Raw genomic sequence first — 24,936 nt, forward strand, 5'->3', positions numbered from 1 at the left:
GGCCTGCCCGGGCGGAGCATTTATTTCCGGCCGTGATGCTGACGAACGCGTGAACGGGCATCCTATTCCCCCCGATCGCCTACCCCTAGGCGAGATCAATATGGATGCGACCCGGACTTGTTGTCCTGAAGGGAAAGCTATGCCCTTGAAAGCGGGAAAAGGTCAACCGGCGAGGTCGAGTTTTCGGCTGCTGCGAGACGTTCTCAATAGCGCACTTTTCTGCCGCCTTCGCATCGCCTCTCAGGGCGACGGCCGGACCTGATTGTCGACACCCTGAACGGATACGCGCGGCTTGCCCTTGCCGCTCACGCGCCAGGTCACGACATTCTCGACACCCGAAACCTGAACCAGCGCACCCGGGCGAAGCGTGATGCTGATCTGGTTATCGACGCCGTTGACGATCAGGCTGGGACAATCGCCGGTAAAATCGATGCGATTGCCCGATCCGGACACTTCGGCGGGCCGGCCTTCGCAATCGATCTGATGCGCCTGATCGACGCCGTTGATCAACGAACCATCGCGAGTTCCGGTGCCCTGATTGCGCTGAGCGGCCACAGCAGGGAGCGTGACGAGAAGCCCCAAGACGGCGACAGGATAGAGTGCGCGAACGGCGGCTTGATTGCGGAACAAGGGTATCTCCTTCGTTCCCCGCCTCGAAATCCCCACCTATTCAATGATGTGGGTCGGCGGCCGCGTCAACGGTCGAGACGTCCTCGCCCGACTATGCGAGTTCGAACATCGCCGCGATCCGGTCCGACGTCGCCGGCTCGAACCGCGTCCAGCCATCGGGACCAAGCTTTTCAAGCGGGCGGAAGCGCGCCTTGTACGCCATGCGTCCCGACCCTTCGATCCAGTAGCCGAGATAGACATAGGGCAGTCCGGCCTTCGCCGCGCGCAGCACATGATCGGCGATGATATAGGTGCCAAGACCCTCGCGCAGCGGGTGGCTGGCATCGAAGAAGCTGTAGATCATCGACAGGCCGTCTCCCTGCCGGTCGGTCAGGCAGCAACCGACGAGACGGCCTTTGCCACCATCGACCGCGGGCTCGCGATATTCGATCATATAGCTGTCGACCGGGGTCTGTTCGACCATGTCGGCGAAATCCTGCTCGTCCATGTCGGCCATGCCGCCATCGGGATGGCGCGAGCCGAGATAGGAACGGAGCAGCGTATATTGTTCTTCGGTCGCCCACGGCTTGCAGGCTGTTGCAACAAGATCGCTGTTGCGACGGATCGTCCGCTTCTGCGAATTGCTGGGCGTGAATTCATGCGCTGAGACCCGGACCGAAACACAGGCCGAACAGTCGGCGCAGCTCGGGCGATAGGCGACCGACTGGCTGCGGCGGAATCCGATGCGGCCAAGCGCGTCGTTCAATTCATTGGCGTTGTTGCCGCTGAGTTCGGTGAACACCTTGCGCTCGGTCTTGCCCTCCAGATAGGGGCATGGCGCCGGGCTGGTCACAAAAAAGCGCGGAAAACGGAACGGTGCGGACACGCGGGACAAACCTCCGGACTGGCGATGCGGATCCCCCCAACCGGGTCCCGATGCGCTACATGCAGCGAATATGCCGCGCCCGGTCAATGGTGCAAATACCATTTACCATTTTTGTTCGTCCCGAACTGAATCAGGCGCAAAATTTTCTGAATCGCGCGGTAACTTTTGTGCCGATTTGAATCGACCCGGACGAAATCCGTTACGCGTAGCCGCGCAGTTCGTCGCCGGTGAGCGTCGCGACGTGCAGCACGTTGGTCGACCCGGGCGTGCCGAAGGGGACGCCCGCCATCATCACCAGCTTCGATCCCGCAGTGCCGATCCCGTGGCGCAGCGCCATGCGCTTCCCCTTGGCGATCATTTCCTCGAAGCTGCCGATATCCTTCGTCGGCACCGCATGCGCGCCCCACAGCAACCCCATCCGCCGCGCGGCGTCGCGCTTAGGCGTCAGGACGAGCAACGGCGCGCCCGCGCGTTCGCGCGCAACGCGGCGCGCGGTCGAGCCCGAAAAGGTGAAGCAAATGATCGCATCGGCACCGATCGTCCGCGTGATATCGCCCGCCGCCTCGGCCAGAGCATCGGCGGTCGTCGAATCGGGCGTCGTCTCGGTGAAATGCAGGCGGCGGAAATAATCGGGGTCGCTTTCGACCGAGCGCGCGATCGAATCCATCATCGTCACCGCTTCGACCGGCCACGCGCCGGCGGCGGTTTCTGCCGAGAGCATGATCGCATCGGCGCCGTCATAGACGGCGGTGGCAACGTCGGAGACTTCCGCGCGCGTCGGCGATGGCGAAACGATCATCGATTCGAGCATCTGCGTCGCGACGACCACGGGCTTGCCCATGCGCCGCGCGGTCGCGACGATGCGCTTCTGGAGCGGCGGCACGGCTTCGGGTGGCAGTTCGACCCCCAAGTCGCCGCGCGCGACCATCGCGGCGTCGGCAATCTCCAATATTTCCTCGAGCCGCTGAACGCCCGAGGGCTTTTCGAACTTCACGAGCAGCGCTGCCTTGCCGCCGATCAGGCGCCGCGCCTCGGCGACATCCTCGGGCCGCTGGACGAACGACAGCGCAATCCAGTCGACATGCTGTTCGAGCGCGAAGGTCAGATCCTTGCGGTCCTTTTCGGTCAGCGCCGCAAGCGGCACGACGACGTCGGGGACGTTGACGCCCTTGCGGTCCGAAATCTTGCCGCCGACCTCGACGATCGTTTCGATCCGGTCCTTCGCGACGCTCTTCACGCGCAGCACCAGCTTGCCATCGTCGACGAGCAGGCGCGTGTCGGGCTCGAGCGCCGCGAACAGCTCGGGATGCGGCAGGTGGACGCGGGTCGCGTCGCCCGGCGCCTTGTCAGCATCAAGGACGAAGGTCTTGCCCTTCACCAGTTCGGCGGGACCATCCTTGAACGCCCCGACGCGCAGCTTTGGCCCCTGCAGATCGACCAGGATCGTCGTCGGACGCCCCGTTTCCTTCTCCAAAGCGCGGATCGCGGCGATGACTTTAGCGTGCCCCGCATGGTCGCCATGGCTCATATTGACGCGAAAGGCATCGGCGCCGGCCCGATGCAGCGCGGCGATCATGTCGGGGTTGGCGCTCGCGGGGCCGAGGGTCGCCAGAATGCGCACCTTGCGCTGGCGGGGGGTAAAGCTCTGGGCCACGGATGCTCCGATTGCTGGGGAAATTACTTGGGCCTGCCTAGGCCCGTTGCCTGGGCGAGCGCAAGCCGCGTATAGCTATTCAACACCCCTCAGAAGGAAACGCCCGATGTCCTGCAGCGACAATATGGATACCCCGAACGATGCGCTCGACACACTCGACGACGCCGTTGCAGCCGCTGCGTTCCGCCGCCTGGTCCGCCTGCTCCAGCATCGCAGTGACGCGGCGAACATCGACCTGATGGGGCTCGCGGGTTTCTGTCGGAACTGCCTCGGTGACTGGATCGCCGAAGCGGGCGACATGGACAAGGAAGCAGGCCGCGCGATCGTCCACGGCATGCCGACCGCCGACTGGAAAGCGGCCTTTCACACGCCGGCTACCGCAGAGCAGCTTCAGCGGATGGAAGAAAGCATGGCCAAGAATCCCTGACCTCGCTAGGTGGACGCCCAAGGCGATTCTCGCCGCCCAATCAAAACCTCAGCGGAGTCCAAAATGAGCGAAGCCACCGTGTCCGACGAACAACTGCGCCTTTTCATCGAGCGCATCGAACGTCTGGAAGAAGAAAAGAAGGGCATCGCCGACGATATCCGCGACGTCTATCTCGAATCGAAGTCGCAGGGTTATGATCCCAAGATCATGCGCCAGATCGTTCGCCTGCGCAAAATGCCGGTCCACGACCGCAAGGAAATGGAAGCGATCCTCGACGTTTACAAATCGGCGCTCGGCATCGGCTGAGCCCGCCTGACAGGAGAGTGACGATGTTCAGCACCACGACCAACAATGTCGAGGGCCATCCGGTCCGCGAATATCTGGGCATCGTCACCGGCGAGGTGATCGTCGGCGCCAATTTGTTCCGCGATTTGTTCGCCAGTATCACTGACATCGTCGGTGGCCGGTCGGGCAAATATGAGGATGTCCTTGCCCGGGCGCGCAAGGAAGCGATTCAGGAGATGGAGGCCGAAGCCGCACGCCTTGGCGGCAATGCCGTGATCGGCGTCGACCTTGACTATGAAGTGCTCGGACAGAACGGCTCGATGTTGATGGTGTCGGCGAGCGGAACAGCCGTGGTTGTCTGATCGGCCATGCCGCGCTAGGGGCGACGCCACATTTTTCCATTCGATGGAGGTAGGCTGTGGCCGGCCATAGTAAATTCAAGAACATCATGCACCGCAAGGGTGCGCAGGACAAAAAGCGCAGCAGCCTCTTCTCGAAGCTCAGCCGCGAAATCACCGTCGCCGCCAAGATGGGCCTGCCCGATCCCGATGCGAACGCGCGCCTCCGCGCCGCGGTCAACGCCGCCAAGGCGCAGTCGATGCCGAAGGACAATATCCAGCGCGCTATCGACAAGGCCGCAGGCAACGACGGCGATAACTACGAAGAAATCCGCTACGAGGGCTATGGCCCCGGCGGCGTCTCGCTGATCGTCGAGGCGCTGACCGACAACCGCAACCGCACCGCGACCAACGTCCGCACCGCCTTTTCGAAGAATGGTGGCAACCTCGGCACCTCGGGCAGCGTCAGCCATGGCTTCGATCGCCTCGGCATGATCAGCTATGGCGTGGGGGCCGGCGACGCCGACACGGTGTTCGAAGCCGCGCTCGACGCCGGCGCCGACGACGTCGAATCGTCCGACGACGGCCACGACATCTGGACCAGCGTCGACAGCCTGCACGAAGTCGCGAAGGCGCTCGAGGGCAAGCTCGGCGAGGCCGAAGGCGTGAAGCTGGCCTGGCGCCCGACGCTGAAGAGCGAAGTCGCCGACGAAAGTATCGCGCAGACCCTGTTCAAGCTGATCGACACGCTCGACGACGACGACGACGTCCAGACCGTATGGGGCAATTACGAGATCCCCGATGCGGTGATGGAGAAACTGGGTTGATATCCCCCTCTCCCCTTGGGGGAGAGGGATGCGAAGACTTGCGGGCTTTGCCCGCTAGTCGTAGCTGGGTGAGGGTGTGCCTCCGCCGCATTCCCTCACCAAGTCCGGCTAGCCAGACAAGCTGGCAAGCCTCCCTATCCTCTCCCCCAAGGGGAGAGGAACGGCGATGATCATCCTCGGCCTCGATCCTTCGCTCAGCTGCACGGGCTGGGGCGTCATTCGCGTGGAGGGTAGCCGGATCAGCCACATCGCCAACGGGCAGGTGAAGACCGACGCCAAGGCGCCCCTGCCCGACCGGCTGGCGCATCTCGACACCGTGCTGGCCGCGGTGATCGCCGATCACGCGCCCGAATGTGCGGCGGTCGAAGAAGTTTTCGTCAACGACAATCCGCAATCGACGCTGAAGCTGGCGCACGCCCGCGGCGTCGCGCTGCTCGCCTGCGCGCGCGGCGGCTTGCCGGTGGGCGAATATGCGCCGCGGCTGGTCAAGAAGGCCGTTGTCGGCACCGGCGGCGCGGCGAAGGAACAGGTGCAGGCGATGCTGCGCATCCTGCTGCCGGGCGCGAAGGTTGCGGGCGCCGACGCGGCGGACGCCCTCGCGGTCGCGATCTGCCATGCGAACCATCGCCCCCGCGTTTAAAAAATCTCACACAAAGACACAAAGACGTCGGCCTTGGCAGCCACGCCTTGTCTTTGCCAACGGTGGCTTGACTGCCCGCCGGACTTCGTCCGACTTTCAGCAGCGAAGGTCAGGCAGCCAGCGCTTCGCCAGTGGCAGCAGCTGCCCTCTTCGTGTCTTTGTGCGAGGATATTTTTCTCCATCTTCTTCGCGCCTTTGCGCCTTTTCGTGAGGCATTCTCCCTTCCTTGTTCCCTTTTCATTCCCACCGCGCTAGCACGGCGACATGATCGCAAAACTCACCGGACGGCTCGACAGCAGCAGCGCAGGCCATGCGGTGATCGACGTCGGCGGCGTCGGTTATCTGGTCGAGGCATCCGCGCGCACATTGGATGCGCTCGGCCCGATCGGCGGAGACGTCACCATCCACACCGAAATGCTGGTCGGCGAGGATTTCCTCCGCCTCCTCGGCTTCGCCAAGGCTGAGGAGCGCGACTGGTTCCGCCTGCTCACCAGCGTCCAAGGCGTCGGCGCCAAGGTCGCGCTCGCGATCCTCTCGGCGCTCGAAATCGGCGACCTGCAACGCGCGCTTGCAAGCGGCGACAGCGCGATGATCGCACGCGCGAACGGCGTCGGGCCAAAACTGGCGCAGCGGATCACGCATGAACTCAAAGACAAGGCGGGAGCGCTGGGCGGGATCGCGGGTTCGAATCCCTCCGTCTCCGCCACATCCGGCCCGCTCGGCGACGCCGTCACCGCCCTCACCGGCCTTGGCTTCAAGCCCGGCGAAGCGGGCGCTGCCGTTGCGGCGGCGAGCGAGGAGCTGGGGTCGGACGCCAGCCTCGACGCACTTGTAAGAACGGCGCTCAAAAAGGCGGCCAAGTGACCCACCGTGTCCGCAACGCATCCTGCCGCTGCGGTCAGATCCGTATCGCCTGCTCTGGCGAGCCGATCCGCGTGTCGGCCTGCCACTGCCGCGAGTGCAAGGCGCGAAGCGGCAGCGCCTTTGCCGCGCAGGTTCGCTTCCCCGCCGAACAGGTCCGCGTCGAGGGCGAGGCGAAAGCCAGGATGTGGCAGTACACCGGGGACAGCGGCAACACGGCCGATTTCTTCTTTTGCGAAACCTGCGGTTCGGGTGTCTGGTACCGCTCTCGGCCTTACCATGAGGCCTATGCGATACCGCTGGGCAATTTCGAGCCCGGCCATGGCTTCGTCCCCGACTATTCAGTGTATGAGGAACGCAAGGAGCCTTGGGTTTCGATCGCCGGCGAGGCAATAGAGCATTATGACTGAGCCCGCCGTCCGCCGCCCCAAAGCTCTTGCCTTCGACGTCTTCGGCACTGTCGTCGACTGGCGCACCAGCATTGCGCGCGAATCCGCCGAATTTCTGGCCCGGATCGGACGCCCCGACATCGACCCCCACGATTTTGCCGACCAATGGCGCCGCCGCTATATGCCCGCGATGGCGACGGTCAGCAGCGGGCAGCGCGGCTTCGTCAAGCTCGACATATTGCACCGCGAAATGCTGGAAGCGGTGCTGCTCGATCGGGACATCGATGTCTCCACTCTCGACCCCGCGATGCTCGCCGACTGGACCGATGCGTGGCACCGGCTCGACCCATGGCCCGATGCGGTTGCGGGGATAGCGCGGCTGCGCGCGGCGTTTCCGGTCGTCACGCTGTCGAATGGCAATGTTTCGCTGATGATCGACATGGCACGCCGCGCCGGGCTGGTATGGGATGCGATCCTCGGCGCCGAATATGCCCGCGCCTACAAGCCGCAACCGGCGGCCTATCTGGCGACCGCCGATGCTTTGGCAGTCGAACCTCACGACGTGTGCCTCGTCGCCGCGCATCACAGCGATCTGGCAGCCGCACGCGGTTGCGGCCTGATGACCGCGTATATCGACCGTCCGATGGAATATGGCGGCGCGCGCGCATTCGATGCCGACGCGGCACAGCATTGGGAGTATCGCGCCGACAGCCTGACGGCCTTGGCGGAGCAATTGGGGTGCTGAAATGACCGAGCTCACCTCTCCCCGGCGCACCCCCGAGGACGTCGACGCTGCGCTGCGGCCGAAGTCGCTTGCCGAGTTCGTGGGCCAGGCGGCGGCGCGCGAAAACCTTCGCATTTTTATCGAAGCGGCGAAGGCGCGGTCGGACGCGCTCGACCATGTGCTCTTCTATGGTCCGCCGGGGCTGGGCAAGACGACGCTGGCGCAGATCGTTGCGCGCGAACTGGGCGTCGGCTTCCGTTCGACGAGCGGCCCCGTGATCGCCAAGGCGGGCGACCTTGCCGCGCTGCTCACCAATCTCGAGGACGGCGACGTCCTGTTTATCGACGAGATTCACCGGCTGTCGCCCGCGGTCGAGGAAATCCTCTATCCCGCGATGGAGGACCGCGCGCTCGACATCATGATCGGCGAAGGCCCTTCGGCGCGCAGCGTGCGGATTGATCTGCCGAAATTCACCCTCGTCGGCGCGACGACGCGGCAAGGCCTGCTCACGACGCCGCTGCGCGATCGCTTCGGCATTCCGGTGCGACTGAATTTCTATACCCACGGCGAGCTCGAACAGGTGATCTCGCGCGCTGCACGCCTGCTCGCCCTGCCGATCGCTGCCGATGGCGCGCTGGAGATCGCAAAACGGTCGCGCGGAACGCCGCGCATTGCAGGCCGCCTGCTCCGCCGCGTCCGCGATTTTGCGACCGTCGCAGGACATGCGATCGTCGATGCGAAAGCAGCCGACGCGGCGCTCAACCGGCTCGAGGTCGATGCGCTGGGGCTCGACGCGATGGATCGCCGCTACCTCACCATGATCGCCGACATCTATCGCGGCGGCCCGGTCGGTGCTGACACGCTCGCTGCGGGCCTCAGCGAACCGCGCGATACGATCGAGGATGTGATCGAGCCCTATCTTCTGCAGATCGGCCTGATCGCCCGCACCGCGCGTGGGCGGATGCTCAACGCGAGCGCGTGGAAGCATCTGGGTCTCAATCCGCCGTCGGGCACGCAGGACGGACTATTCGACGAGGGAAAATAGCGCCTCGACCGGACGGCCGAAAGCGCGCGCCAGCTTCAGCGCCACCAGCGTCGATGGAAGAAAAACGCCATTTTCGATCGTGTTGATCGTCTTGCGGCTGACCCCGATGCGCGCGGCAAGCTCGGCCTGCGTCCATCCCAGCCGCTCGCGCTCGGCCCGCAGATTGTTCGACAGCGTCTCGCTCACTCGCGTGCCCTAGTCGAACCCACGTCGTTCGAGAAAGCCGAAACGCAGAAGCGCGGCGACGATCCCGCTACTGACGATCAGATGGATCGCCTCGTGCAATCCGACGTCGGATATCCGGGCGAGGACATAGAGCAGGAGCGCCGCGGTCATCGCGAAAAGGAAGCCGAGCGACATCGCATCGGCCCGGTTGGCCCGCACCCCATCGTCGTTGAGCAATGCGCGCACCGCGCCGCGATATCGCCACATGCCCCCGGTCCAGAGAAAGGTGAGCAGAATCACCGACAGGAACACCCAGGCCCCAACCTTCACATGATCGACCGTGCGCGCGAGATCCGGCGGCGGCGACACCATGAAGGCCGCTTGCTGCAGCAGGAAAATGGAGGCCAGTGCCAACGCCATGCGCGCGCGCTTTCGGCCAGCCCGTTCGGCGATCTCGATATCCCTTGGCGTCGTCATACATTCCTCCAAGTAACCCACAGGTGACTAATGTCACCTGTGGGTTACTTCGGTCAAGAAGTTTCTGACGCCGCGCTATGGGCGGAAAACGGCGATTTTCTCTGCCAGATGGCTTCAAGCTGCGACGAACCGTTGAAGAGGGGTTGTGCGACGAGTCGCCCGCCCGCTATCGGTTAGCCAGATGCTCGACGTTCCTCCACCCTTCGTTCCCGGCGCCTTCGTCAGGGCCGCGCACCATTACCGTGCGCGCATCTATTTTGAGGACACCGACCTGTCGGGCATCGTCTATCACGCCAATTACCTGCGCTATATGGAGCGCGCGCGCTCCGATATGCTGCGCCTTGCCGGCATCGACCAGCGCGCCGCGATGGAAGCCGGCGAAGGCGCTTGGGCGGTCACCGACCTCGCGATCAAATATCGCAGCCCTGCAAAGCTCGACGACGACATCCTCGTCGTCAGCACCGTCGAGGCGGTGCGCGGCGCGAGCGTCATTATTTCGCAGCGCATCCTTCGCGGTCAGGACGAGTTAACGAACGGGCGTGTTACCGCGGCCTTCCTGTCGCCCGAAGGCCGGCCGCGCCGCCAGCCCGCGGGCTGGGCTGACCGCTTTACCGCCATCATGAATGGAGAGACTTTCCCTTGCTAGACAATATCAAGCTGGCCGCCGATGCGGCGACGCTGTCCCCCATCGCGCTGTTCATCCAGGCTGACTGGGTGGTCAAAGGCGTGATGATCGGCCTGCTGCTCGCCTCCATCTATGTCTGGGCGATCATCTTCACGCACGGGCTGAATGTCCGCAAGCTGATGGGCGCATCGGAAAGCTTCGAGCGCGATTTCTGGCGCGCCGACAATATCGACAAATTCTATGACAAGAACAGCGGCGAAGAACTGCCGAGCGCAAAGGTTCTGGCGGCCGGCATCGGCGAATGGCGCCGTTCGACCAAGGGCCGCAATGTCGACCGCGAGGGAACGCGCGAGCGTCTGGGCGTCGCGATGAACTCTGCCGTCGCGGGCGAAGTCGACCGCCTCGCCGACAAGATCGGCACGCTCGCCACCATCGGCTCGGTCGCGCCGTTTGTGGGCCTGTTCGGCACTGTCTGGGGCATCATGCGCAGTTTCACCGCCATTGCAGCGTCGAACAACAGCAGCCTCGCCGTCGTCGCGCCGGGGATCGCCGAAGCGCTGTTCGCTACCGCGATCGGCCTGTTCGCCGCCATTCCCGCGGTCATCGCCTATAACGCTTTCTCGCAGCGCCTGAACCGGCTCGAATCGCGCCTCGGCCGCTTCGCCGACGGGCTGCATGCTATGTTCAGCCGCGAGCTGGAGGCCGAAGCCTGATGGCGATGACCGGACCTTCGGGCGGAGCGGGCGGACGCCGGCGCGGTCGCGGCGCGCGCCGTGCGCCGATGTCGGAAATCAACGTCACGCCGCTCGTCGACGTGATGCTGGTGCTGCTGATCATCTTCATGATCACCGCGCCCCTGCTCGCCTCCGCGGTGCCGATCGACCTGCCGGAAAGCCGGGCGAAGCCGGTCGAGACCGAGGAGCAGGAGCCGGTGCAGCTGTCGATCAATGGCGACGACACGATCTATATCGGCGAGGACGTCGTGCCCGACGCCGAGCTTCCCGCCCGCCTCGACGCGATCGCGGCGGCGCAAAAGGACGGCGACAAGCCGCGCCAGATCATGCTGCGCGCCGACAAGGGGCTCGATTATGGCCGCGTGATGCGGATCATGGGCGAGCTCAACCGCGCCGGCCTGTCGCGCATCGCGCTCGTGACCACCGGAGCCGAGAGCGGCGCGGCCGCCGAAGCCGCGGTCACCGACGGTTCAGAAACGCAGCCATAGGCAGGGACGATGGCTGCGCAAACGGCACCTTGGGGGAATGACAAGACCGGCATCGCGATCGCGGTGGCGCTGCATGTCGTGATCCTCGGCCTGCTGTCGGTCCAGTGGAGCGGCGGCGACCGCCGCTTCGACAATCCGCCAATGGAGGTCGACCTGATCGCCGAGACCGCGCCGCAATCGTCGGCGCCGGTGATTACCGAAACCCCGCCCGCCGCGCGACTGGGAGAGGAATATTCGGAAGACATCGCGGTGTCCGATCCCGTCCCCGCGCCTCCGGTGCCGGAACCGGTTGTGCGTCCGACACCGGCGCCGACACCCAAGCAGGTCGCGCGCCCGGTGGTGACGCCGAAGAAAATGCCGCCAGCCGCTCAAAAGGCGGTGCCGAAAGCGACGCCGAAAGCAACCACGCCGCCGAAAAAGACGCCGACGCGCCCGACAGGACGGCTCGACGGGATCGTGGACGGTCTCAGCAAGGCGCCAACCAAGTCCACCCAGACCAAGGGCGCGCCCGCCGCGACGACATCGGCTGAGGTTCGCCGTTCCATCGACGTCAGCATCAAGGCGAAGGTTCGCCCTCGCTGGGATCGGTGTCAGGTCAGCGGCTTCGACGCCGATAAGCTTGAAACCGAGGTAAAGTTCCGCCTCACGCCCACCGGAGCGCTGGCGGGTTTTTCAAGTATCACGACCACCGGACAGAATGACAGCAACAAGAACTTGGTTCAGCGGCACCAGGAATGCGCGAAACGCGCTGTCGAACTCGCCGCCCCCTTCGACCTGCCCGATGAAAATTACAGCTTCTGGCAGAATTATACGCTCGATTTCGTGAAGAGGTGATATTCATGCTGCGCCCGATCAGTCTCTCGCTCGCCTTGCTGCTGACCACCGCGCCCGTGTTTGCGCAAACAACGGTCACACCGCCCGCCGTGCCGGCGCCCACCGAACCGCGCGAAACGATCGAGGGTACCCTGTCGCAGGACCGCACCGTCGTCGCGGTGCCCGCATTCGCGACGCCCGCCGCAGTCAATGTCGCCGGGCTCAACACCGCTTCGCTCGGCAAGCAGATCGCCGATGTGATCGCCGCCGACCTTGAACGCAGCGGCCTCTACGCACCGCTGGGCCCCGGAAGCCTCCGCGCGATCACGATGGCCGAAGTGCGGGCGCCGCGCTTCGCCGACTGGCAGGCGAAGAACGCCGAAAATGTCGTGCATGGCTTCGTGCAGGCAAGCGGCACCGGCGGCCTTGTCGTCGGTTGCTATCTCTACGACACCGATCTGGGCAGCGAACTGGTGCGTCAGGGCTATGAAATCCAGCCCGGCGACTGGCGCCGCGCCGCGCATAAATGCGCCGACGCCATCTATTCGCGCCTGTCTGGGGAATCGCCCTTCTTCGACAGCCGCGTCGCCTACATCGCCGAGAGCGGCCCCAAGGGGAACCGCATCAAGCGGCTGGCGATCATGGATTCAGACGGCGGCAACCACCGCTTTATCACCAACGGTCAGGCGCTCGCGATCAGCCCGCGCTTTTCGCCCGATTACAAGAAGATCGTCTACGTCTCCTATCTCAACAACCGCGTCCGCGTCTTCATCTATGACGTCGCAAACGGATCGCAAAAGCTTGTCACCGAAAGCGGCAATGCGACCTTCGCACCGCGCTGGTCGCCCGACGGACGCCAGATCCTCTATTCGATGGCGGTCGGCGGGAATACCGACATCTATCGCATCTCGGCCGACGGCGGCACGCCGGTGCGGCTGACCAGCACGCCCGGGATCGACGTCGGCGGCAGCTTCTCGCCCGACGGCAAGAAGATCGTCTTCGAAAGCGACCGTTCGGGCAGCCAGCAGATCTATACGATGAACATAGACGGATCGAGCCAGACGCGGATCAGCTTTGGTGGCGGGCGCTATGCGACCCCCGAATGGTCGCCGCGCGGCGACCTGATCGCCTTTACCAAGATGGGCGGCGGCGAATTCCGCATCGGTGTCATGACCCCGTCGGGCGGTGGCGCGCGGCTGCTGACCAACAGCTGGCAGGACGAGGCGCCGACCTGGTCGCCGAACGGCCGCGTCATCCAGTTCTTCCGCACCTCGCCGGGCAAGGAAGGCAAATCGAGCCTGTGGCAGGTCGACCTGACCGGCGTGAACCTGCGCCGCCTGCCGACGCCGCAGGACGGATCGGATCCGAGCTGGGGCCCGATCCAGCCCTGACAGGTGGCGGAACCAAAGGAAATCGGCGGGGTTTGACTCAACGCGTTCAATGCAGGTTCATTCCCTGCCGCCACGACTGAAAAACGCAACAACAAGAGGACAGACAACATGACGATACGCAAAACAACCGCGATGATCGCGGCGATCACCATGCTTGCTGTGGGTGCATGTGCAAAGAAGGCGCCCGAGGTTCTTCCGCCCGCTCCCGAAGGAACGGGCGCCGATACGGGATCGAACACCGGCGGTGTGGTCCCCGGATCGCAGCAGGACTTTGTCGCCAATGTTTCCTCGGACCGGATTTTCTTCGATCTCGACCAGTATAATGTCGATGCCCAGGACCAGACGACGCTGCAGAGCCAGGCGCAGTGGCTCGCCCGTTATCCCGCGGTCCGCGTCACGCTGGAAGGTCATGCCGACGAACGCGGTACGCGCGACTATAATATCGCGCTGGGTGAGCGCCGCGCCAATGCGGCGAAGAATTACCTCGCCTCGCTCGGCGTCGATCCGAACCGCATCCAGGTCATCAGCTATGGCAAGGAACGCCCCGCCGCACTCGGTTCGACCGAGGAAGCCTGGGCGCAGAACCGCCGCGCTGTGACCGTTGTTATCGGGAACTGATCCAGAGCCACAGCGGCACCGCGGCCCACGCCGCGATGCACGCGAACAGACCGAAAGGGACCGGCCGCTCGGCGAGAGGCTGGTCCCTTTTTTGTTGGCCGAAGAGCGCCCAGAAAATGCCGCCAAGACTGGCGAGAACCAGCATCAGCGGCAGCGCCTGCCAGCCGATCCACGCGCCGATCGCCGCGACGAGCTTGGGATCGCCGCCGCCCATCCCGTCCTTCAACCGGATCTTGCGATAGAAGGCCGCGAGCGCCGCAAGCGTAAGACCACAAATCACCGCACCCACCCAGCGATCGATCAGCGAGGTCGCGAGCATCGGTCCGGCGAGTACCAGCCCGGTCGCACCCAGTACCGCATTGAGGCCATCGGGCAGCCAGAAATGGCGCGCGTCGAGCAGCGCCAGCGGCAACAGCATCCAGCCGAACAGCGCCCACAGCCAGCCAGCGGTCCCCGGCATCAGCGCCAGGGCGACCACGCCGATCAGGCCCGCGCCGAGTTCGACGCGCCAGTGGAACGGGTCGATCGGCCGATTGCATTGCCGGCAGCGCCCGCGCGCCGCGAGCGCCGAAAGCAGCGGCACCAGATCAACGACGCCGAGTTGCCGCCCGCAACCGTCGCATTGCGAGTGTCCCAGCACCGAGCGCCCGGCCGGCCAGCGCAGTACCAGCGTCGCGATGAAACTGCCGAGAATGAGGCCGATCAGGCCGGCAAATATTACGCCTGCGCCGATCGGCAGGGCGTCGAGGGCGGGCACGTCAGAAGCGGCCCGTGGTCGTCAGAACAAATCCGTTCGAGCCCGACTTGAACCCCAGCACCGCGAGCGCCGCCGCCATCGCAGGGTCGCGGTCGACGTTGATCGCGAATTGCGCGCGATACGCACCGAGCCCGTCGAACGACAGCGTCAGCCGCTCCATCCCCGACTGACTTGCGAGCGCTGCCTGCGCGCGGCCATTTACGCAGGTCAGCGGGCCCGACAAGCCGCGCGACAGGTCGAGACCAGCAATCGGCGCGCTGACGATCAGTTGCAGCCGCCCCGCTGCCTTGATGCATTTGCCCGCGCTGTCGAAGCGCAGCGACGCTCCCTCGAACCGGATCGTATCGACCGGCACCATGCCCAGCCCGGCCGAGAGAGATGTGACGCCGTTCACGTCTGACATCCCACGCGGATTGCTGCCGTGCAATGTCCCCGACAAAGCGCCCAGCCGGTCGTCGGCGCGCGCGAAGCTGAGGTCGGCGTTGCCGCCTAGCAGCGCGAGCGGCGAAAGGCTGGCACGAACGGTGCCGAGCGGCAGCGCACCGAGCCGCGCGTCGATCAGCGCGCCTGACCAGACCGAGCCGCGAACCTCGCGGGCCGCGATACCCGCATCGCCCGCTCCGGACAGCGACAGTGCAAGGCGCATCGGGAAGGTCGCAATAATAAGGACCAGCGCCAGCAAGGCGGCAACGAAAATCCAGCGGCGGCGCGCGCTCATTGCCCGGCCTTTCGAAGTTCGGCGGTCATGCCGACGGTCCCGTCGGCGGCTGGGGTGATGGTGAGCTGGTCGACGACGAAGCCCTGCCCCTCCAGCCCCGCAAGCCAGTCGGTCAGCACCGGCGCTTTCGCGGTCGCGATCGCGATCGTTGCCTGCCGGTCGCCGCGCGCTTCGTTGCGATCGAGCGTTAGCCCGATCTCGCCCGCGGACTGCGCGAGAAACTGGTCGATTGCCGCGGCATCGACTGCCGAAGGCGCCGACTTTGCAGGACGCTGAGCGAGCAGCGCGACCTTCGCGGCGACGCGGCCCCCGCGCTCGACCGCAGCGCGGTGGCGCGTCTCGAGATCGAAAAAGGCAGCCGCCGCAGGTCGCCCGACCGCCCAGCCGAGCACGACGAGCGCCAGCGCGCCGGCGACGCCGACCAGCCAGCGCTCGCGCGTCGACAGGGCAAGCCACCAAGTCTTTACCGCATCCATCATGGCACCGCCCGGATCGTTACATTCGCCATCTGCTGGCCGTCGGTGCCCGCCATCGGCTGAGCCGTGATGCGATAGCCGCGCGCCTGCAGCGCAAGCAGCACCTGGTTGACGTCATCGATGCGCGGCGCCGCCAGCGTCGTCGTCAGCGTGCCATCGGTGCGGTGCGCGAGCGTCTTCAGCGACACCCCGGGCGCGTCGCGCAGCGCATCGTAGAGCGCGGAGGCCGGGACCGAAAAGGCCAGCGGGCCGCCACCCGCCGCAGCGAGACGACGGTCGAGCTCGGCTTCCGCAGTCTCCGCATCGCTCGCGGTAACCCCAGCCTTTTTGGCTGCAGCTACAGTGGCTTCGTCGGCGCGGCTGGTATCGGAGGTCAACCGGATCGCATAAATGACTGGGATCAGCAGGCTGACGACGACCAGCGCAATCAGCAACCGCTTCGCAAGCCGCAGCAAGGCAGGATCGACCGACCAGCGCCGTTTCGGTTTCCACGCGCCACTCAGCAGATCGAGCGGAGCGGCGGCGAGCGACAGCAACAAGGCTTCGCGCATCTGCGCCGCATCGAGCGATGCGATCGACCGGTCGCCCGCAATCAGCGGATCGAGTTCGGGATCGGACAGGAAGGCGCGGTCATCGGTGCGGACAATCGCCTCGCCGCCAACTTCGGCCAGCCACAGCGCCCCGGGTTCGGGCGGCGGCACGGTCGCGGCAGCCGGGATGATCGCCGATGCGGTAAGTCCCTGCGCCGCCAGCCAGCCTGTCCACAGCGTCATCGCCGCGTGCGTCGTGACGGCGACAGGCACTGCCTGCCCGGCGTCGGCGGGTTGCCCCGCGACGACGTGCAGCGCGGCGGCATCGCCGAGGCTGCCCTTCAGCGCGTCGAGCCGAGCGGCAGCGGCGGCCTGTGCCGGCGCGGCATCGGGATAGTGAAGCCAGCGCAGCGGCACGTCGGCGACAGGTGCCAGCGCGATCAGACGATCGTCGGAAGCGCCATCCTGCGGACGCTCCCATGCGTCGACCCAGCCGTCGTCCTGCCCCGAATCGACGATCACGCCGTCATCGACGCGCAGCCATGCAGGACGGGCGTCATTCTCGCCGTCGATTGCTGCCAGGGGCGGCAGCCAGAGAAGCAGAGTGCGGGTCACGTCAGTCGCTTTCGCCCCAATCGCGCCGCACGATGACCGGCGACGCCTGCCCGGCGGCGGCCGCACCGCCATTGGCGTCAATGAGCGACCTTGCCGTCAAAACCCCGTCCCCCACCTTCACATGCGTCGTCAGCGCAAGCCAGCGACTGTTTACCCCCGCCTGTTCGGCGACATCCTGCGACGGCTTGCGGCCTTCGAAGATGCGGCCCTCCCAGAATCGGACGCTGCTGCCATAGCCCCCGGCGGGGCGTGCCGCCAGCGCCGCGCGCGCGTCGGCAACGGTCAATTCGCCGGGCATCAGCATGGCGATCAGCGGCGCCTGTTCGGGTGTCAGCGTGTTGACGTTGAGCTTCACCGGCTCGGCAACCGGCAGCACGCAGATCCAAGGCTTGAGCCGGGCATAAATCTTCGGCGTGACGCCGCGCACGGCGCGCAACTCGCTGACGTCGGCCATCTTGCGATTGGCGGCGAGATAGCTCGCCGGCATTCCGCGATAGACATTATCCTCGGCGCCCAGCGGGCCGTCATTGCTGTCGCTGTCGATCCAGTCGGCGGTCGCGCCTGCGATCTGCTGCGCCTCGCCGTCGCCCACACCGACGAGCTTCATGAGCCCAGCGAACTGAGCCACGGCGCCGGCGCGCTGGCTGAGCTTGCCCGGCGTCACCTCGGCCGCCAGACTGTTGAGATTGAAGCAATTGTTCGCGTCGGTCAGCCGCGCGGTCCCTTCACCGCCGGGAAGCGGCAGCGTGAAATCGCGCCCCAGCCACCCCCCGTCCAACGTCAGGCGCGCGGCGTCGCGTGACATCAGATTGTTGACGCGGCGAAGCGCGATCTGTTCGGCCGCAAAGGCATAGGCGCGGCCCTGATCGACCGTCGCCGCGCTGCCGGTAATGCGCGTTGCAAGCATCAGCCGGTCGAGCGCGGTCGCGGCGATCACCGCCATGACGGCGACGAGCAGCAACACCGCCAGCAGCGCCGCTCCGCGCTCTTCGGGTCCGTGCGGCGTCATGGCGCGGGCGCCGGAGCGACGGGCGGCGGCGGGACCGCCGGTGCCGTCAGGAACAGCATCGTCAGCGGCGCCCGGCCGGTGCGCGTCATCCGCACCTCGACCGCGCGCGGCAGCCGGTCGCCGGGATCGCTGGTCCAGGTTTCGGACCAGTTGCCCCGATCGTCGCGATAACGCGCCGAGACCGCCGACACCTCGGCAACGAGGCGGTCGCCATCGGACAGCGCCGTGCCGTCGAGCATCGGCTGCGTCGCGCGGCGCCACTCACCGCCGGTCAGGGCATAGCCGACGCGCTCGACGTCGGGCCGCGAGCTGCCGTCGCCTGTCCCGGCGCCCGCATGGACGAAGGCGAACCCGGTCGACGACCCGAGGAAAGCCGGGACATTCTCACCCGACGGGCCGCGCGTCGCCCGCGGCACGGCTTGCGCCAAATCGTTCGCCATCACCGCGCGAACGCGATTAAGGCCGCTCATCCCCTTCAGCCGTTGTTGCACAGCATCTTGCGTGTCGACGCTGCTGCGAAGCAGCCCGACGCCCATCGCCGCGATCATCGCAAAGATCGACAATGCGACGAGCATCTCGACAAGGGTGAAGCCGCGTTCGTCCTTCATCGCGACGGCCTGATGATCGTCAGGACGGCCTGTCCGTTGCCGCTTTCGGGGCGCACCGTCAGATCGATGCGCAGAAGACTGTCGTCGGCGGTCTTGGTGACGCGCTGTTCGATGCGCCAGTTACGCCCCGCGTTCGCAACGCCGCTCGCGCTCGCGCCGATCGTCGGCGGCGACGGATCGGTCCAGAGTTCGACTGCGCGATTCTGCGCAACGATTCCCGCCACAGTGCTTTCGTCGAGATCGCCCGCAGTGCGTACCGCATAGGCATCGAGCCGCACCAGCGTCAGCGCCGCGATGCTGATGATGCTGAGCGCAACGAGCATTTCGAGCAGGGTGAAGCCCGCCTCGCGGCCCAGCCGGTCATTGCCCACGATCAACCTCCCCCGTGGCCGAAACGCGCACGACCTCGCGCGCGTCGCCGCCCGCCAGCACGACGGCCTGCGGGGTCGGGCTGGTCCCGATCCGGTCGAACAATATGCGCGTCACCGTCTGTCCGTCGCCCGCGACGAAACGAACACCGCCGGGCCAGTCGCGCCGTTCGAACGCCCGGCCGGGCAAAGGCTGCCAGCCCCCCTCGATCCGCCGTTCGAAGCCATAGCCCGAGGGCGCAAAGCTGACCGAGACGCTGCGCCCCTCGATCACCGCAACGTCGCGTGCGGCGGCGAGCCGCGCCGCAAGCCGATCGGCCTCGCTGCGCACGGTGCGTTCTTCGCCCGGGATGGTCAGCACGACCGCGGTCGCCGCGAGCGCCATGATGGCCAGCACGACCATCAGTTCGACGAGCGTGAAACCGCGTTCGCCGGGGCGCTCAATTGTCTCCGTGGATGTCGGCATTGTCGTCGGTTCCGCCCGGCGCCCCGTCGGCGCCCTGCGACCAGACGTCGAACGCCTTGCCGTTCGCGGCGGGCGCCTGATAATTATAGGGACGACCCCACGGATCGCTCGGCAGCTTCTTGATATAGCCGCCGCGACGATAGCGTTCGGGCTGCGCGAGCGATGGCGGTGCCGTGACGAGCGCGTTCAGCCCGTCGGTGGTCGCCGGATAGACGAGATTGTCGAGGCGATATTGCTCGAGCGCGCTTTCGAGCGTCGCGATATCCGCTTTCGCCTTCGTGACCATCGCCTTGTCCTGGCTCGGCAGGACATTGATCATCACGACCGTTGCGAGCAGGCCGATGATGAAGATCACGACCATCAGCTCGGTCAGAGTGAAGCCGCGTTCATCCTTCTTGCGGCGTCGCGCCGGGCGCGCCTGGTTGGTGAAGGATGGATCGAGGATCAGGCGGACGAAGAGCTGCATCAGCGACATGATATTATAGACCTGCGAGGTTCTGCAACTGGAGGATCGGAAGCAGGATGGAGAGGATGATGAGGGCGACGCACGACCCCATAACGACAATTATGACAGGTTCGAGAAGCGCCATCGACGCGGCGGTAAAACGGTCGAACTCGCGCTCGAGATAGTCGGCGGCGCGTTCGAGCATCTGCTCGACGCGGCCCGCGCTTTCACCGCTCGCGGTCATATAGACGAGCAGCGGCGGGAAGACCCCGGCATCGCGCAGCGCGGTGGAAAGACTGCCCCCCGCGCGCACCTGATCGACGATGCCCGCCGTGGCGGAAGCAAGCGCGCTGTTGCGGATCGTCGGCACGGTGAGCCGCAGCCCTTCGACCAGCGGCAGGCGGCTCGACACCATCGTCGAAAGCGTGCGGGCAAAGCGCGCGGCATACAGATCACGCAGCAGCCTGCCGATCAGCGGCAGGCGGAGCAGCCGACCGTCGACCGCCGCCTTGAACGCCGGGCGGCGCATCGCGCTGAACCAGCCGAAGATCGCTGCGGCGATCAGCAGCAGCGCGAGCCACCACCAGCTCGCAGCGAAGTCCGATATCGCAATCACCGCGCGCGTCAGGAAGGGAAGCTGCTGCCCGACGTCGTCGAACTGTTCGACGACGCGCGGGACGACGAAGATCATCAGCGCTGCAACGACGCCGATCGCGACGACCGCGAGCACGACGGGATAAGCGAGCGCGGCGATCAGCTTGCCCTGCACCTCGGCCTGCCGTTCGAGCAGATCCGCGAGACGCGCGAGGATCGTCGTGAGGCTGCCCGTGGTTTCGCCTGCCGCGACCATCGCGCGATAGAGCGGCGGAAAGCTGGCCGGCTGGCGCGCCATGGCGTCGGCGAGGCGGCGGCCTTCGAGCAGCCCGGCATGCACGTCGCCGATCACCGCGCGCGCACTTTCGGCTTCACTCTGCCGCGTCAGCGTGCGCAGCGCCTCTTCGAGCGGCGCAACCTCGACCAGCGTCGCGAGCTGGCGGGTGAAGAGCGCCAGTTCCTTCGACGACAGTTTAGTGCGGCGAAAGGCGAGCAGCGAGCGGCCGGCCGGGGGTTTTGCGCCCGCCTCCTCGACCGCGACGATATGGAATTTGCGGCGAACGAGGTCAGCGCGCGCGGCATCGTCATTGGCGGCGGTCAGCCGCCCCTTGCGCTCGCGGCCCTGCGGATCGATCGCCACATAGCGATAATCAGGCATCGACATCCTCGCGCCGCGCGATGCGGATCGCCTCCTCGGGCGTCGTCAGCCCCTTGGCGACCATCGTGCGCGCCGAACTCGCCAGCGTCGGCGTTTTCAGGAAGGCATGTTTCGCGATCATTGCCTCGTCGCCGCCGGCGTAGATGTAGCGGCGGACGGTTTCGTCGACCTTGATCGCCTCGAACACCCCGATCCGGCCCTTGAAGCCGGTATGCCCGCACTGGTCGCAGCCTTTCGGGCGCCAAACCACCGTACCGATGTCTAGGCCGAGGACCGCGGCGATGCTGTTGTCGGCCTGCACCGGTTCGCGGCAATGCTCGCACAGCTTGCGAACGAGCCGCTGCGCGAGCACCGCGCGCAGGGTCGAGGCGAGCAGGAAGGGTTCGACTTTCAGATCCTTGAGGCGCGTGATCGCCCCGACCGCGTCATTGGTATGGACCGTCGACAGAACGAGGTGCCCCGTGAGCGAGGCCTGCACCGCGATATCGGCGGTCTCGCGGTCGCGGATTTCGCCGACCATCACGACATCGGGATCCTGACGCAGGATCGCGCGGAGGCCCGCCGCAAAGTCGAGCCCGACCTTGGCATTCACCTGCGTCTGGCCGATGCCGTCGACCGCATATTCGACCGGATCCTCGACCGTCAGGATGTTGCGCTGACCATCGTTGAGCTGCTTCAGCGCGGCATAGAGCGTCGTCGTCTTGCCCGAACCCGTGGGGCCGGTGACGAGGATGATGCCGTTGGGCTCGGCGAGCGCTTCGCGCAGGATATGGTCGGCGGCGCCGGTCAGGCCGAGGACGTCGAAGTCGATGCCCGCGGTGTCCTTGTCGAGGATACGCATCACGACGCGCTCACCCGCGCGGCTGGGCAAGGTCGAAACCCGGACATCGACCGCCTTGCCCGCCAGGGTCAGCGCGATGCGGCCGTCCTGCGGCACACGGCGTTCCGCGATGTCGAGGCGCGCCATCACCTTGATGCGACTGACGACGACCGGGGCGACGTGCGGCGGCATGCGCAGATGCTCGCGCAGTACCCCGTCCGTCCGCATGCGGACGACAAGGCCGCTTTCATAGGGTTCGATATGAATGTCGCTGACACCCTGCCGCACCGCTTCGGCGATGATCGCGTTGATCAGGCGGATCGCGGGCGCATCGTCGGCGCTGTCGAGCAGATCTTCGGCGCTCGGGATTCCGAGTTCAAGGTCGTTGCCGCCCACAGTCCCCGCCATCGCCGCCGCCGAGGCATCGACGGCATAATGGTCCGAGAGCAGCCGGTCGAAGTCCGCCGCGTTCGCGGTCGCAACGCGGATCGGCTGCGCGAGGTAACGCTTCACCTCGATCAGCACGGCGGGATCGCTGCCCTCGCGCAGGGTGGCGAGCCAGCGGCCCTCCCCGTCCTGTGCGATGACGACGCCATGGCTTCGCGCGAAGCCATAGGGAATATCAACCGGCGCCGGGGGAGGCGCCGCCGGCTCGATGTCGGTCACGGATACTCTCCGGTCGGGGGTGCGGGGGCCTGCGAGACCGAGGGCGGCACGTCGGTGCTGATCACCTTGCCGTCGGTCCCGCGCAGTTCGGGAAGGTTGACCGGGCCAACGGTCACGTCATTTGTGGTCGCGGCAGCCGGGATCGGCGGCACGGTGCCCATGTAATCGCGCACCAGCGTGTCGATCGCGGGTTCTTCGTCGGGGTTCCGCCGCAGCTGGAAGTCGCGGATATAGCCATAGCGGCGCGCAGTCAGCGCGGCATTGTCGGCGCGGCTGCGCAGGATCGTCGGGCGGATGAAGACCATCAGGTTAGTCTTCGATCGCGAGCGGCTGCGCGACTTGAAGAGTTCGCCGAGCAGCGGAATGTCGCTGAGCAGCGGGATGCGCTCGATCGTCTTGCGCTCATCGTCGTTGAGCAGGCCGCCGATCGCCAGGATCTCGCCATCGTCGACGGTCAGCACGGTCTCGAACGAGCGTTTGTTGAGGATGAGGTCGCTGTTGCGCGACGACACGGGACCGGCGACGCTCGATACTTCCTGACGCAGGAACAGCTTCACCTCACCCGCGCCATTGACCTGTGGCGTGACTTCCAGCTTGATACCGACCTCTTCGCGCTGGACGGTGCGGAAGGCGTTATCGAAATTGTCCGAAAGCGCCTCGCCGGTGGTGATCGGCACTTCCTGCCCGACGAGGAATTTCGCGGCCTGATTGTCGAGCGTAACGATGTGCGGGGTCGCGAGCAGGTTCGACGTCGTGTCCGACTTCACCGCATTGATGATCGCGCCGAAGATCGTATTTTTGCCGATGTCGCCGGCAAAGCCCGCGAAGCCGCCGGTCGCGGTGAGCAGCGACGCGGCGGCCGCCTCCTGCAAACTGCTGCCGAGCGCGCTCGACGTCTGGGTCACGACGGTGGTGCCATCGACCGTCGTCTTGTCTTCGGTCAGCTTCGTCGCCGCATAGGCGCCGCCGAGCGTGAAGATGTTCGGCTGTGCATTGCTGTAATTGGTCGCGACGAACGGGATATTCTTGCCGCCAAGCAGGAACTGGACGCCGAGCCGCTTTGCGGCATCGTCGCCGATCTCGACGACGATCGCCTCGACCAGCACCTGTTCGCGGCGGCTGTCGAGCTGGCGGATCAGTTCGCCCAGCATCCGCTGCACTTCGCTGTTCGCGGCAACGATGATCGCGTTGGCACCCTCATAGCGGGTGACGATCGCGGGACCGCGCGTCGCGATGCTGCCGCCCGATCCGCTGACCGAGGTCGGCGTCGTCGCGGCCGATGCGGTCGGTGTCGGCGTGCTGCCGCCCGAGGTCGACGACGAAGAGGAGGAGGATGCCGGCGGCAATCCCGCCTTCTGCGCCGGATCGCTGCCACCGCCGACGAGCTGCTGCAGGGTCGGCAGCAGCGTCTCGGCATTCGCATGCTCGAGCCAGTAGACTCGCAGTTCGGTCCCGCCCGCCGCCTTGGCGTCGAGGTCGTTCGCCATCGATACGAAGCGCGCGACCATTGCCTGGTCGCCGCGCAGCGCGATCGCGTTGCTGCTGTCGATCGGCACGATCGCGATCGGCGCCTTCGCCCCCTCGCCCGCCGCCGGGACAAGCGCGGTGAGCGCGGCCGCGATCTCGCGCGCGCCGGCGTTCTTCAGCGTCACGATCTGGCTGGACGAGGTGTCGCGGTCGATGCTCGACGCCAGCGCGCGGATGCGGCGGATATTGTCGGCGAAGTCGGCGACGACGAGGCTGTTGGCGTTGCGGTTCGCGGTCAGCGAACCCTGCGCGCTGACCAGCGGCCGCAGCGTTTCGACCGCCGCGACGGCGTCGATGTGACGCAGCCGGATAATCTCGGTCACGAACTGGTTCTGCGCGGCGCGGTCGCTGCCGATCCGGCCCGGCTGCGCGGCGGCGCCGTCGATCGGCTGGATACGATAGGCGCCGTTCGGGCCGGGAACCGCGACGAGTCCGTTCGAGCGCAGGGTCGACAGGAAAATCTCGAAATATTCGCTGCGCGACAACGGCCGGTCGGTGACGACCGAAACCTTGCCGTTGACGCGGCCGTCGATCACGAAAGTTCGCCCGGTGATCCGTGCGGCATCCTGAATGAAGGCGCGGATGTCGGCGTCGCGGACGTTCAGCGTATATTGCGCGAAGGCCGGTCCCGGTGTGGCGGAAACGAGCGCTGCGGCGAGCATCAGGGACAGTTTGAGGCGCAT

General features: G+C 66.0%; 32 protein-coding genes. 15 read left to right on the forward strand and 17 right to left on the reverse strand.

The window, feature by feature from the left end; genetic code table 11:
* Positions 1-240: 240 nt before the first annotated feature.
* From ACQY80_RS01690 to pyk, 3 genes are all read right to left on the reverse strand, one after another.
* Positions 241-630: a DUF3060 domain-containing protein gene (locus tag ACQY80_RS01690; protein WP_428683008.1), complete on the reverse strand. Its 390-nt coding sequence runs from the start codon at positions 628-630 to the stop codon at positions 241-243.
* A gap of 91 nt (positions 631-721) precedes the next feature.
* Positions 722-1,495 carry an arginyltransferase gene (locus tag ACQY80_RS01695; RefSeq protein ID WP_428683010.1) on the reverse strand — a complete coding sequence of 258 codons (774 nt, stop codon included), beginning with the start codon at positions 1,493-1,495 and terminating at the stop codon, positions 722-724.
* Positions 1,496-1,694: 199 nt separating this feature from the next.
* On the reverse strand, positions 1,695-3,149 hold the full coding sequence (gene pyk, locus ACQY80_RS01700; protein WP_428683012.1) for a pyruvate kinase: 1,455 nt from the start codon (positions 3,147-3,149) through the stop codon (positions 1,695-1,697).
* Positions 3,150-3,255: 106 nt separating this feature from the next.
* Between pyk and ACQY80_RS01705 the strand changes: the two genes are divergently transcribed.
* The 9 genes from ACQY80_RS01705 to ruvB all read left to right on the forward strand — a co-directional run bounded on the left by ACQY80_RS01705 (position 3,256) and on the right by ruvB (position 8,685).
* The gene (locus tag ACQY80_RS01705) at positions 3,256-3,576 is read left to right on the forward strand and encodes a DUF1244 domain-containing protein (protein WP_428683014.1); all 321 of its coding nucleotides are present in this window, start codon (positions 3,256-3,258) and stop codon (positions 3,574-3,576) included.
* A 63-nt stretch (positions 3,577-3,639) separates the two neighbouring features.
* A complete protein-coding gene (locus tag ACQY80_RS01710; RefSeq protein WP_106000147.1) occupies positions 3,640-3,882 on the forward strand; it encodes a DUF2312 domain-containing protein in 243 nt (80 codons plus the stop codon).
* Positions 3,883-3,905: 23 nt separating this feature from the next.
* Complete coding sequence (locus tag ACQY80_RS01715) at positions 3,906-4,223, forward strand: YbjQ family protein (protein ID WP_428683016.1); 318 nt, start codon at positions 3,906-3,908, stop codon at positions 4,221-4,223.
* Between the two features lie 56 nt (positions 4,224-4,279).
* Positions 4,280-5,026, forward strand: coding sequence for a YebC/PmpR family DNA-binding transcriptional regulator (locus tag ACQY80_RS01720; RefSeq protein ID WP_428683018.1), 747 nt, complete (start codon positions 4,280-4,282; stop codon positions 5,024-5,026).
* A gap of 166 nt (positions 5,027-5,192) precedes the next feature.
* Positions 5,193-5,666 (forward strand): crossover junction endodeoxyribonuclease RuvC, encoded by a 474-nt coding sequence (gene ruvC / locus ACQY80_RS01725; protein WP_428683020.1) that lies wholly within the window; start codon positions 5,193-5,195, stop codon positions 5,664-5,666.
* Positions 5,667-5,930: 264 nt separating this feature from the next.
* Positions 5,931-6,530: a Holliday junction branch migration protein RuvA gene (gene ruvA, locus ACQY80_RS01730; protein ID WP_428683022.1), complete on the forward strand. Its 600-nt coding sequence runs from the start codon at positions 5,931-5,933 to the stop codon at positions 6,528-6,530.
* A complete protein-coding gene (locus ACQY80_RS01735) occupies positions 6,527-6,937 on the forward strand; it encodes a GFA family protein (protein WP_428683024.1) in 411 nt (136 codons plus the stop codon). Before ruvA ends, ACQY80_RS01735 begins: the two co-directional genes overlap by 4 nt.
* Positions 6,930-7,661 (forward strand): haloacid dehalogenase type II, encoded by a 732-nt coding sequence (locus tag ACQY80_RS01740; protein WP_428683026.1) that lies wholly within the window; start codon positions 6,930-6,932, stop codon positions 7,659-7,661. The genes ACQY80_RS01735 and ACQY80_RS01740 overlap by 8 nt, the downstream gene beginning before the upstream one ends.
* A 1-nt stretch (position 7,662) precedes the next feature.
* Complete coding sequence (gene ruvB / locus ACQY80_RS01745; protein WP_428683028.1) at positions 7,663-8,685, forward strand: Holliday junction branch migration DNA helicase RuvB; 1,023 nt, start codon at positions 7,663-7,665, stop codon at positions 8,683-8,685.
* Here the strand turns inward: ruvB and ACQY80_RS01750 are convergent.
* Both ACQY80_RS01750 and ACQY80_RS01755 read right to left on the reverse strand, forming a co-directional pair.
* Positions 8,665-8,871: a helix-turn-helix transcriptional regulator gene (locus tag ACQY80_RS01750; protein ID WP_428683030.1), complete on the reverse strand. Its 207-nt coding sequence runs from the start codon at positions 8,869-8,871 to the stop codon at positions 8,665-8,667. The genes ruvB and ACQY80_RS01750 overlap by 21 nt on opposite strands.
* A 9-nt stretch (positions 8,872-8,880) precedes the next feature.
* Entirely contained in the window at positions 8,881-9,327 is a 447-nt protein-coding gene (locus tag ACQY80_RS01755) for a hypothetical protein (RefSeq protein ID WP_428683032.1), read from the reverse strand.
* A 181-nt stretch (positions 9,328-9,508) separates the two neighbouring features.
* On the opposite strand from ACQY80_RS01755, the gene ACQY80_RS01760 reads away from it, so the two are divergent.
* From ACQY80_RS01760 to pal, 6 genes are all read left to right on the forward strand, one after another.
* Positions 9,509-9,973 (forward strand): YbgC/FadM family acyl-CoA thioesterase, encoded by a 465-nt coding sequence (locus tag ACQY80_RS01760; protein WP_428685717.1) that lies wholly within the window; start codon positions 9,509-9,511, stop codon positions 9,971-9,973.
* Positions 9,967-10,665 (forward strand): protein TolQ, encoded by a 699-nt coding sequence (tolQ, locus tag ACQY80_RS01765; RefSeq protein ID WP_428683034.1) that lies wholly within the window; start codon positions 9,967-9,969, stop codon positions 10,663-10,665. The genes ACQY80_RS01760 and tolQ overlap by 7 nt, the downstream gene beginning before the upstream one ends.
* Entirely contained in the window at positions 10,665-11,174 is a 510-nt protein-coding gene (gene tolR / locus ACQY80_RS01770; RefSeq protein ID WP_428683036.1) for a protein TolR, read from the forward strand. Before tolQ ends, tolR begins: the two co-directional genes overlap by 1 nt.
* Positions 11,175-11,183: 9 nt before the next feature.
* Positions 11,184-12,008 carry a hypothetical protein gene (locus ACQY80_RS01775; protein ID WP_428683038.1) on the forward strand — a complete coding sequence of 275 codons (825 nt, stop codon included), beginning with the start codon at positions 11,184-11,186 and terminating at the stop codon, positions 12,006-12,008.
* A gap of 5 nt (positions 12,009-12,013) precedes the next feature.
* Positions 12,014-13,378, forward strand: a complete 1,365-nt coding sequence (gene tolB, locus ACQY80_RS01780; protein ID WP_428683040.1) for a Tol-Pal system beta propeller repeat protein TolB — start codon at positions 12,014-12,016, stop codon at positions 13,376-13,378.
* Positions 13,379-13,486: 108 nt separating this feature from the next.
* A complete protein-coding gene (gene pal / locus ACQY80_RS01785) occupies positions 13,487-13,996 on the forward strand; it encodes a peptidoglycan-associated lipoprotein Pal (protein ID WP_428683042.1) in 510 nt (169 codons plus the stop codon).
* Here pal and ACQY80_RS01790 read toward each other — a convergent pair.
* The 12 genes from ACQY80_RS01790 to gspD are packed head-to-tail and all read right to left on the reverse strand — an operon-like array spanning position 13,983 to position 24,936.
* Complete coding sequence (locus ACQY80_RS01790; protein WP_428683044.1) at positions 13,983-14,753, reverse strand: prepilin peptidase; 771 nt, start codon at positions 14,751-14,753, stop codon at positions 13,983-13,985. The genes pal and ACQY80_RS01790 overlap by 14 nt on opposite strands.
* Position 14,754: 1 nt before the next feature.
* Complete coding sequence (gene gspN / locus ACQY80_RS01795; RefSeq protein ID WP_428683046.1) at positions 14,755-15,471, reverse strand: type II secretion system protein N; 717 nt, start codon at positions 15,469-15,471, stop codon at positions 14,755-14,757.
* Entirely contained in the window at positions 15,468-15,950 is a 483-nt protein-coding gene (gspM, locus tag ACQY80_RS01800) for a type II secretion system protein GspM (protein WP_428683048.1), read from the reverse strand. Before gspM ends, gspN begins: the two co-directional genes overlap by 4 nt.
* Positions 15,947-17,092, reverse strand: coding sequence for a type II secretion system protein GspL (gspL, locus tag ACQY80_RS01805; RefSeq protein WP_428683050.1), 1,146 nt, complete (start codon positions 17,090-17,092; stop codon positions 15,947-15,949). Before gspL ends, gspM begins: the two co-directional genes overlap by 4 nt.
* 1 nt (position 17,093) lies before the next feature.
* Positions 17,094-18,101 (reverse strand): type II secretion system minor pseudopilin GspK, encoded by a 1,008-nt coding sequence (gene gspK / locus ACQY80_RS01810; RefSeq protein ID WP_428683052.1) that lies wholly within the window; start codon positions 18,099-18,101, stop codon positions 17,094-17,096.
* Entirely contained in the window at positions 18,098-18,709 is a 612-nt protein-coding gene (gspJ, locus tag ACQY80_RS01815) for a type II secretion system minor pseudopilin GspJ (protein ID WP_428683054.1), read from the reverse strand. The genes gspK and gspJ overlap by 4 nt, the downstream gene beginning before the upstream one ends.
* Positions 18,706-19,080, reverse strand: coding sequence for a type II secretion system minor pseudopilin GspI (gspI, locus tag ACQY80_RS01820; RefSeq protein WP_428683056.1), 375 nt, complete (start codon positions 19,078-19,080; stop codon positions 18,706-18,708). The genes gspJ and gspI overlap by 4 nt, the downstream gene beginning before the upstream one ends.
* Positions 19,070-19,543 carry a GspH/FimT family pseudopilin gene (locus ACQY80_RS01825; RefSeq protein ID WP_428683058.1) on the reverse strand — a complete coding sequence of 158 codons (474 nt, stop codon included), beginning with the start codon at positions 19,541-19,543 and terminating at the stop codon, positions 19,070-19,072. The genes gspI and ACQY80_RS01825 overlap by 11 nt, the downstream gene beginning before the upstream one ends.
* On the reverse strand, positions 19,518-20,018 hold the full coding sequence (gspG, locus tag ACQY80_RS01830; protein ID WP_428683060.1) for a type II secretion system major pseudopilin GspG: 501 nt from the start codon (positions 20,016-20,018) through the stop codon (positions 19,518-19,520). Before gspG ends, ACQY80_RS01825 begins: the two co-directional genes overlap by 26 nt.
* Before the next feature lie 4 nt (positions 20,019-20,022).
* Complete coding sequence (gspF, locus tag ACQY80_RS01835) at positions 20,023-21,240, reverse strand: type II secretion system inner membrane protein GspF (RefSeq protein ID WP_428683062.1); 1,218 nt, start codon at positions 21,238-21,240, stop codon at positions 20,023-20,025.
* Entirely contained in the window at positions 21,233-22,726 is a 1,494-nt protein-coding gene (gene gspE, locus ACQY80_RS01840) for a type II secretion system ATPase GspE (protein ID WP_428683064.1), read from the reverse strand. Before gspE ends, gspF begins: the two co-directional genes overlap by 8 nt.
* Positions 22,723-24,936 carry a type II secretion system secretin GspD gene (gspD, locus tag ACQY80_RS01845; protein WP_428683066.1) on the reverse strand — a complete coding sequence of 738 codons (2,214 nt, stop codon included), beginning with the start codon at positions 24,934-24,936 and terminating at the stop codon, positions 22,723-22,725. The genes gspE and gspD overlap by 4 nt, the downstream gene beginning before the upstream one ends.

It is taken from the genome of Sphingopyxis sp., assembly GCF_965279755.1.
In the GTDB taxonomy this organism is placed as follows: Bacteria; Pseudomonadota; Alphaproteobacteria; order Sphingomonadales; family Sphingomonadaceae; genus Sphingopyxis.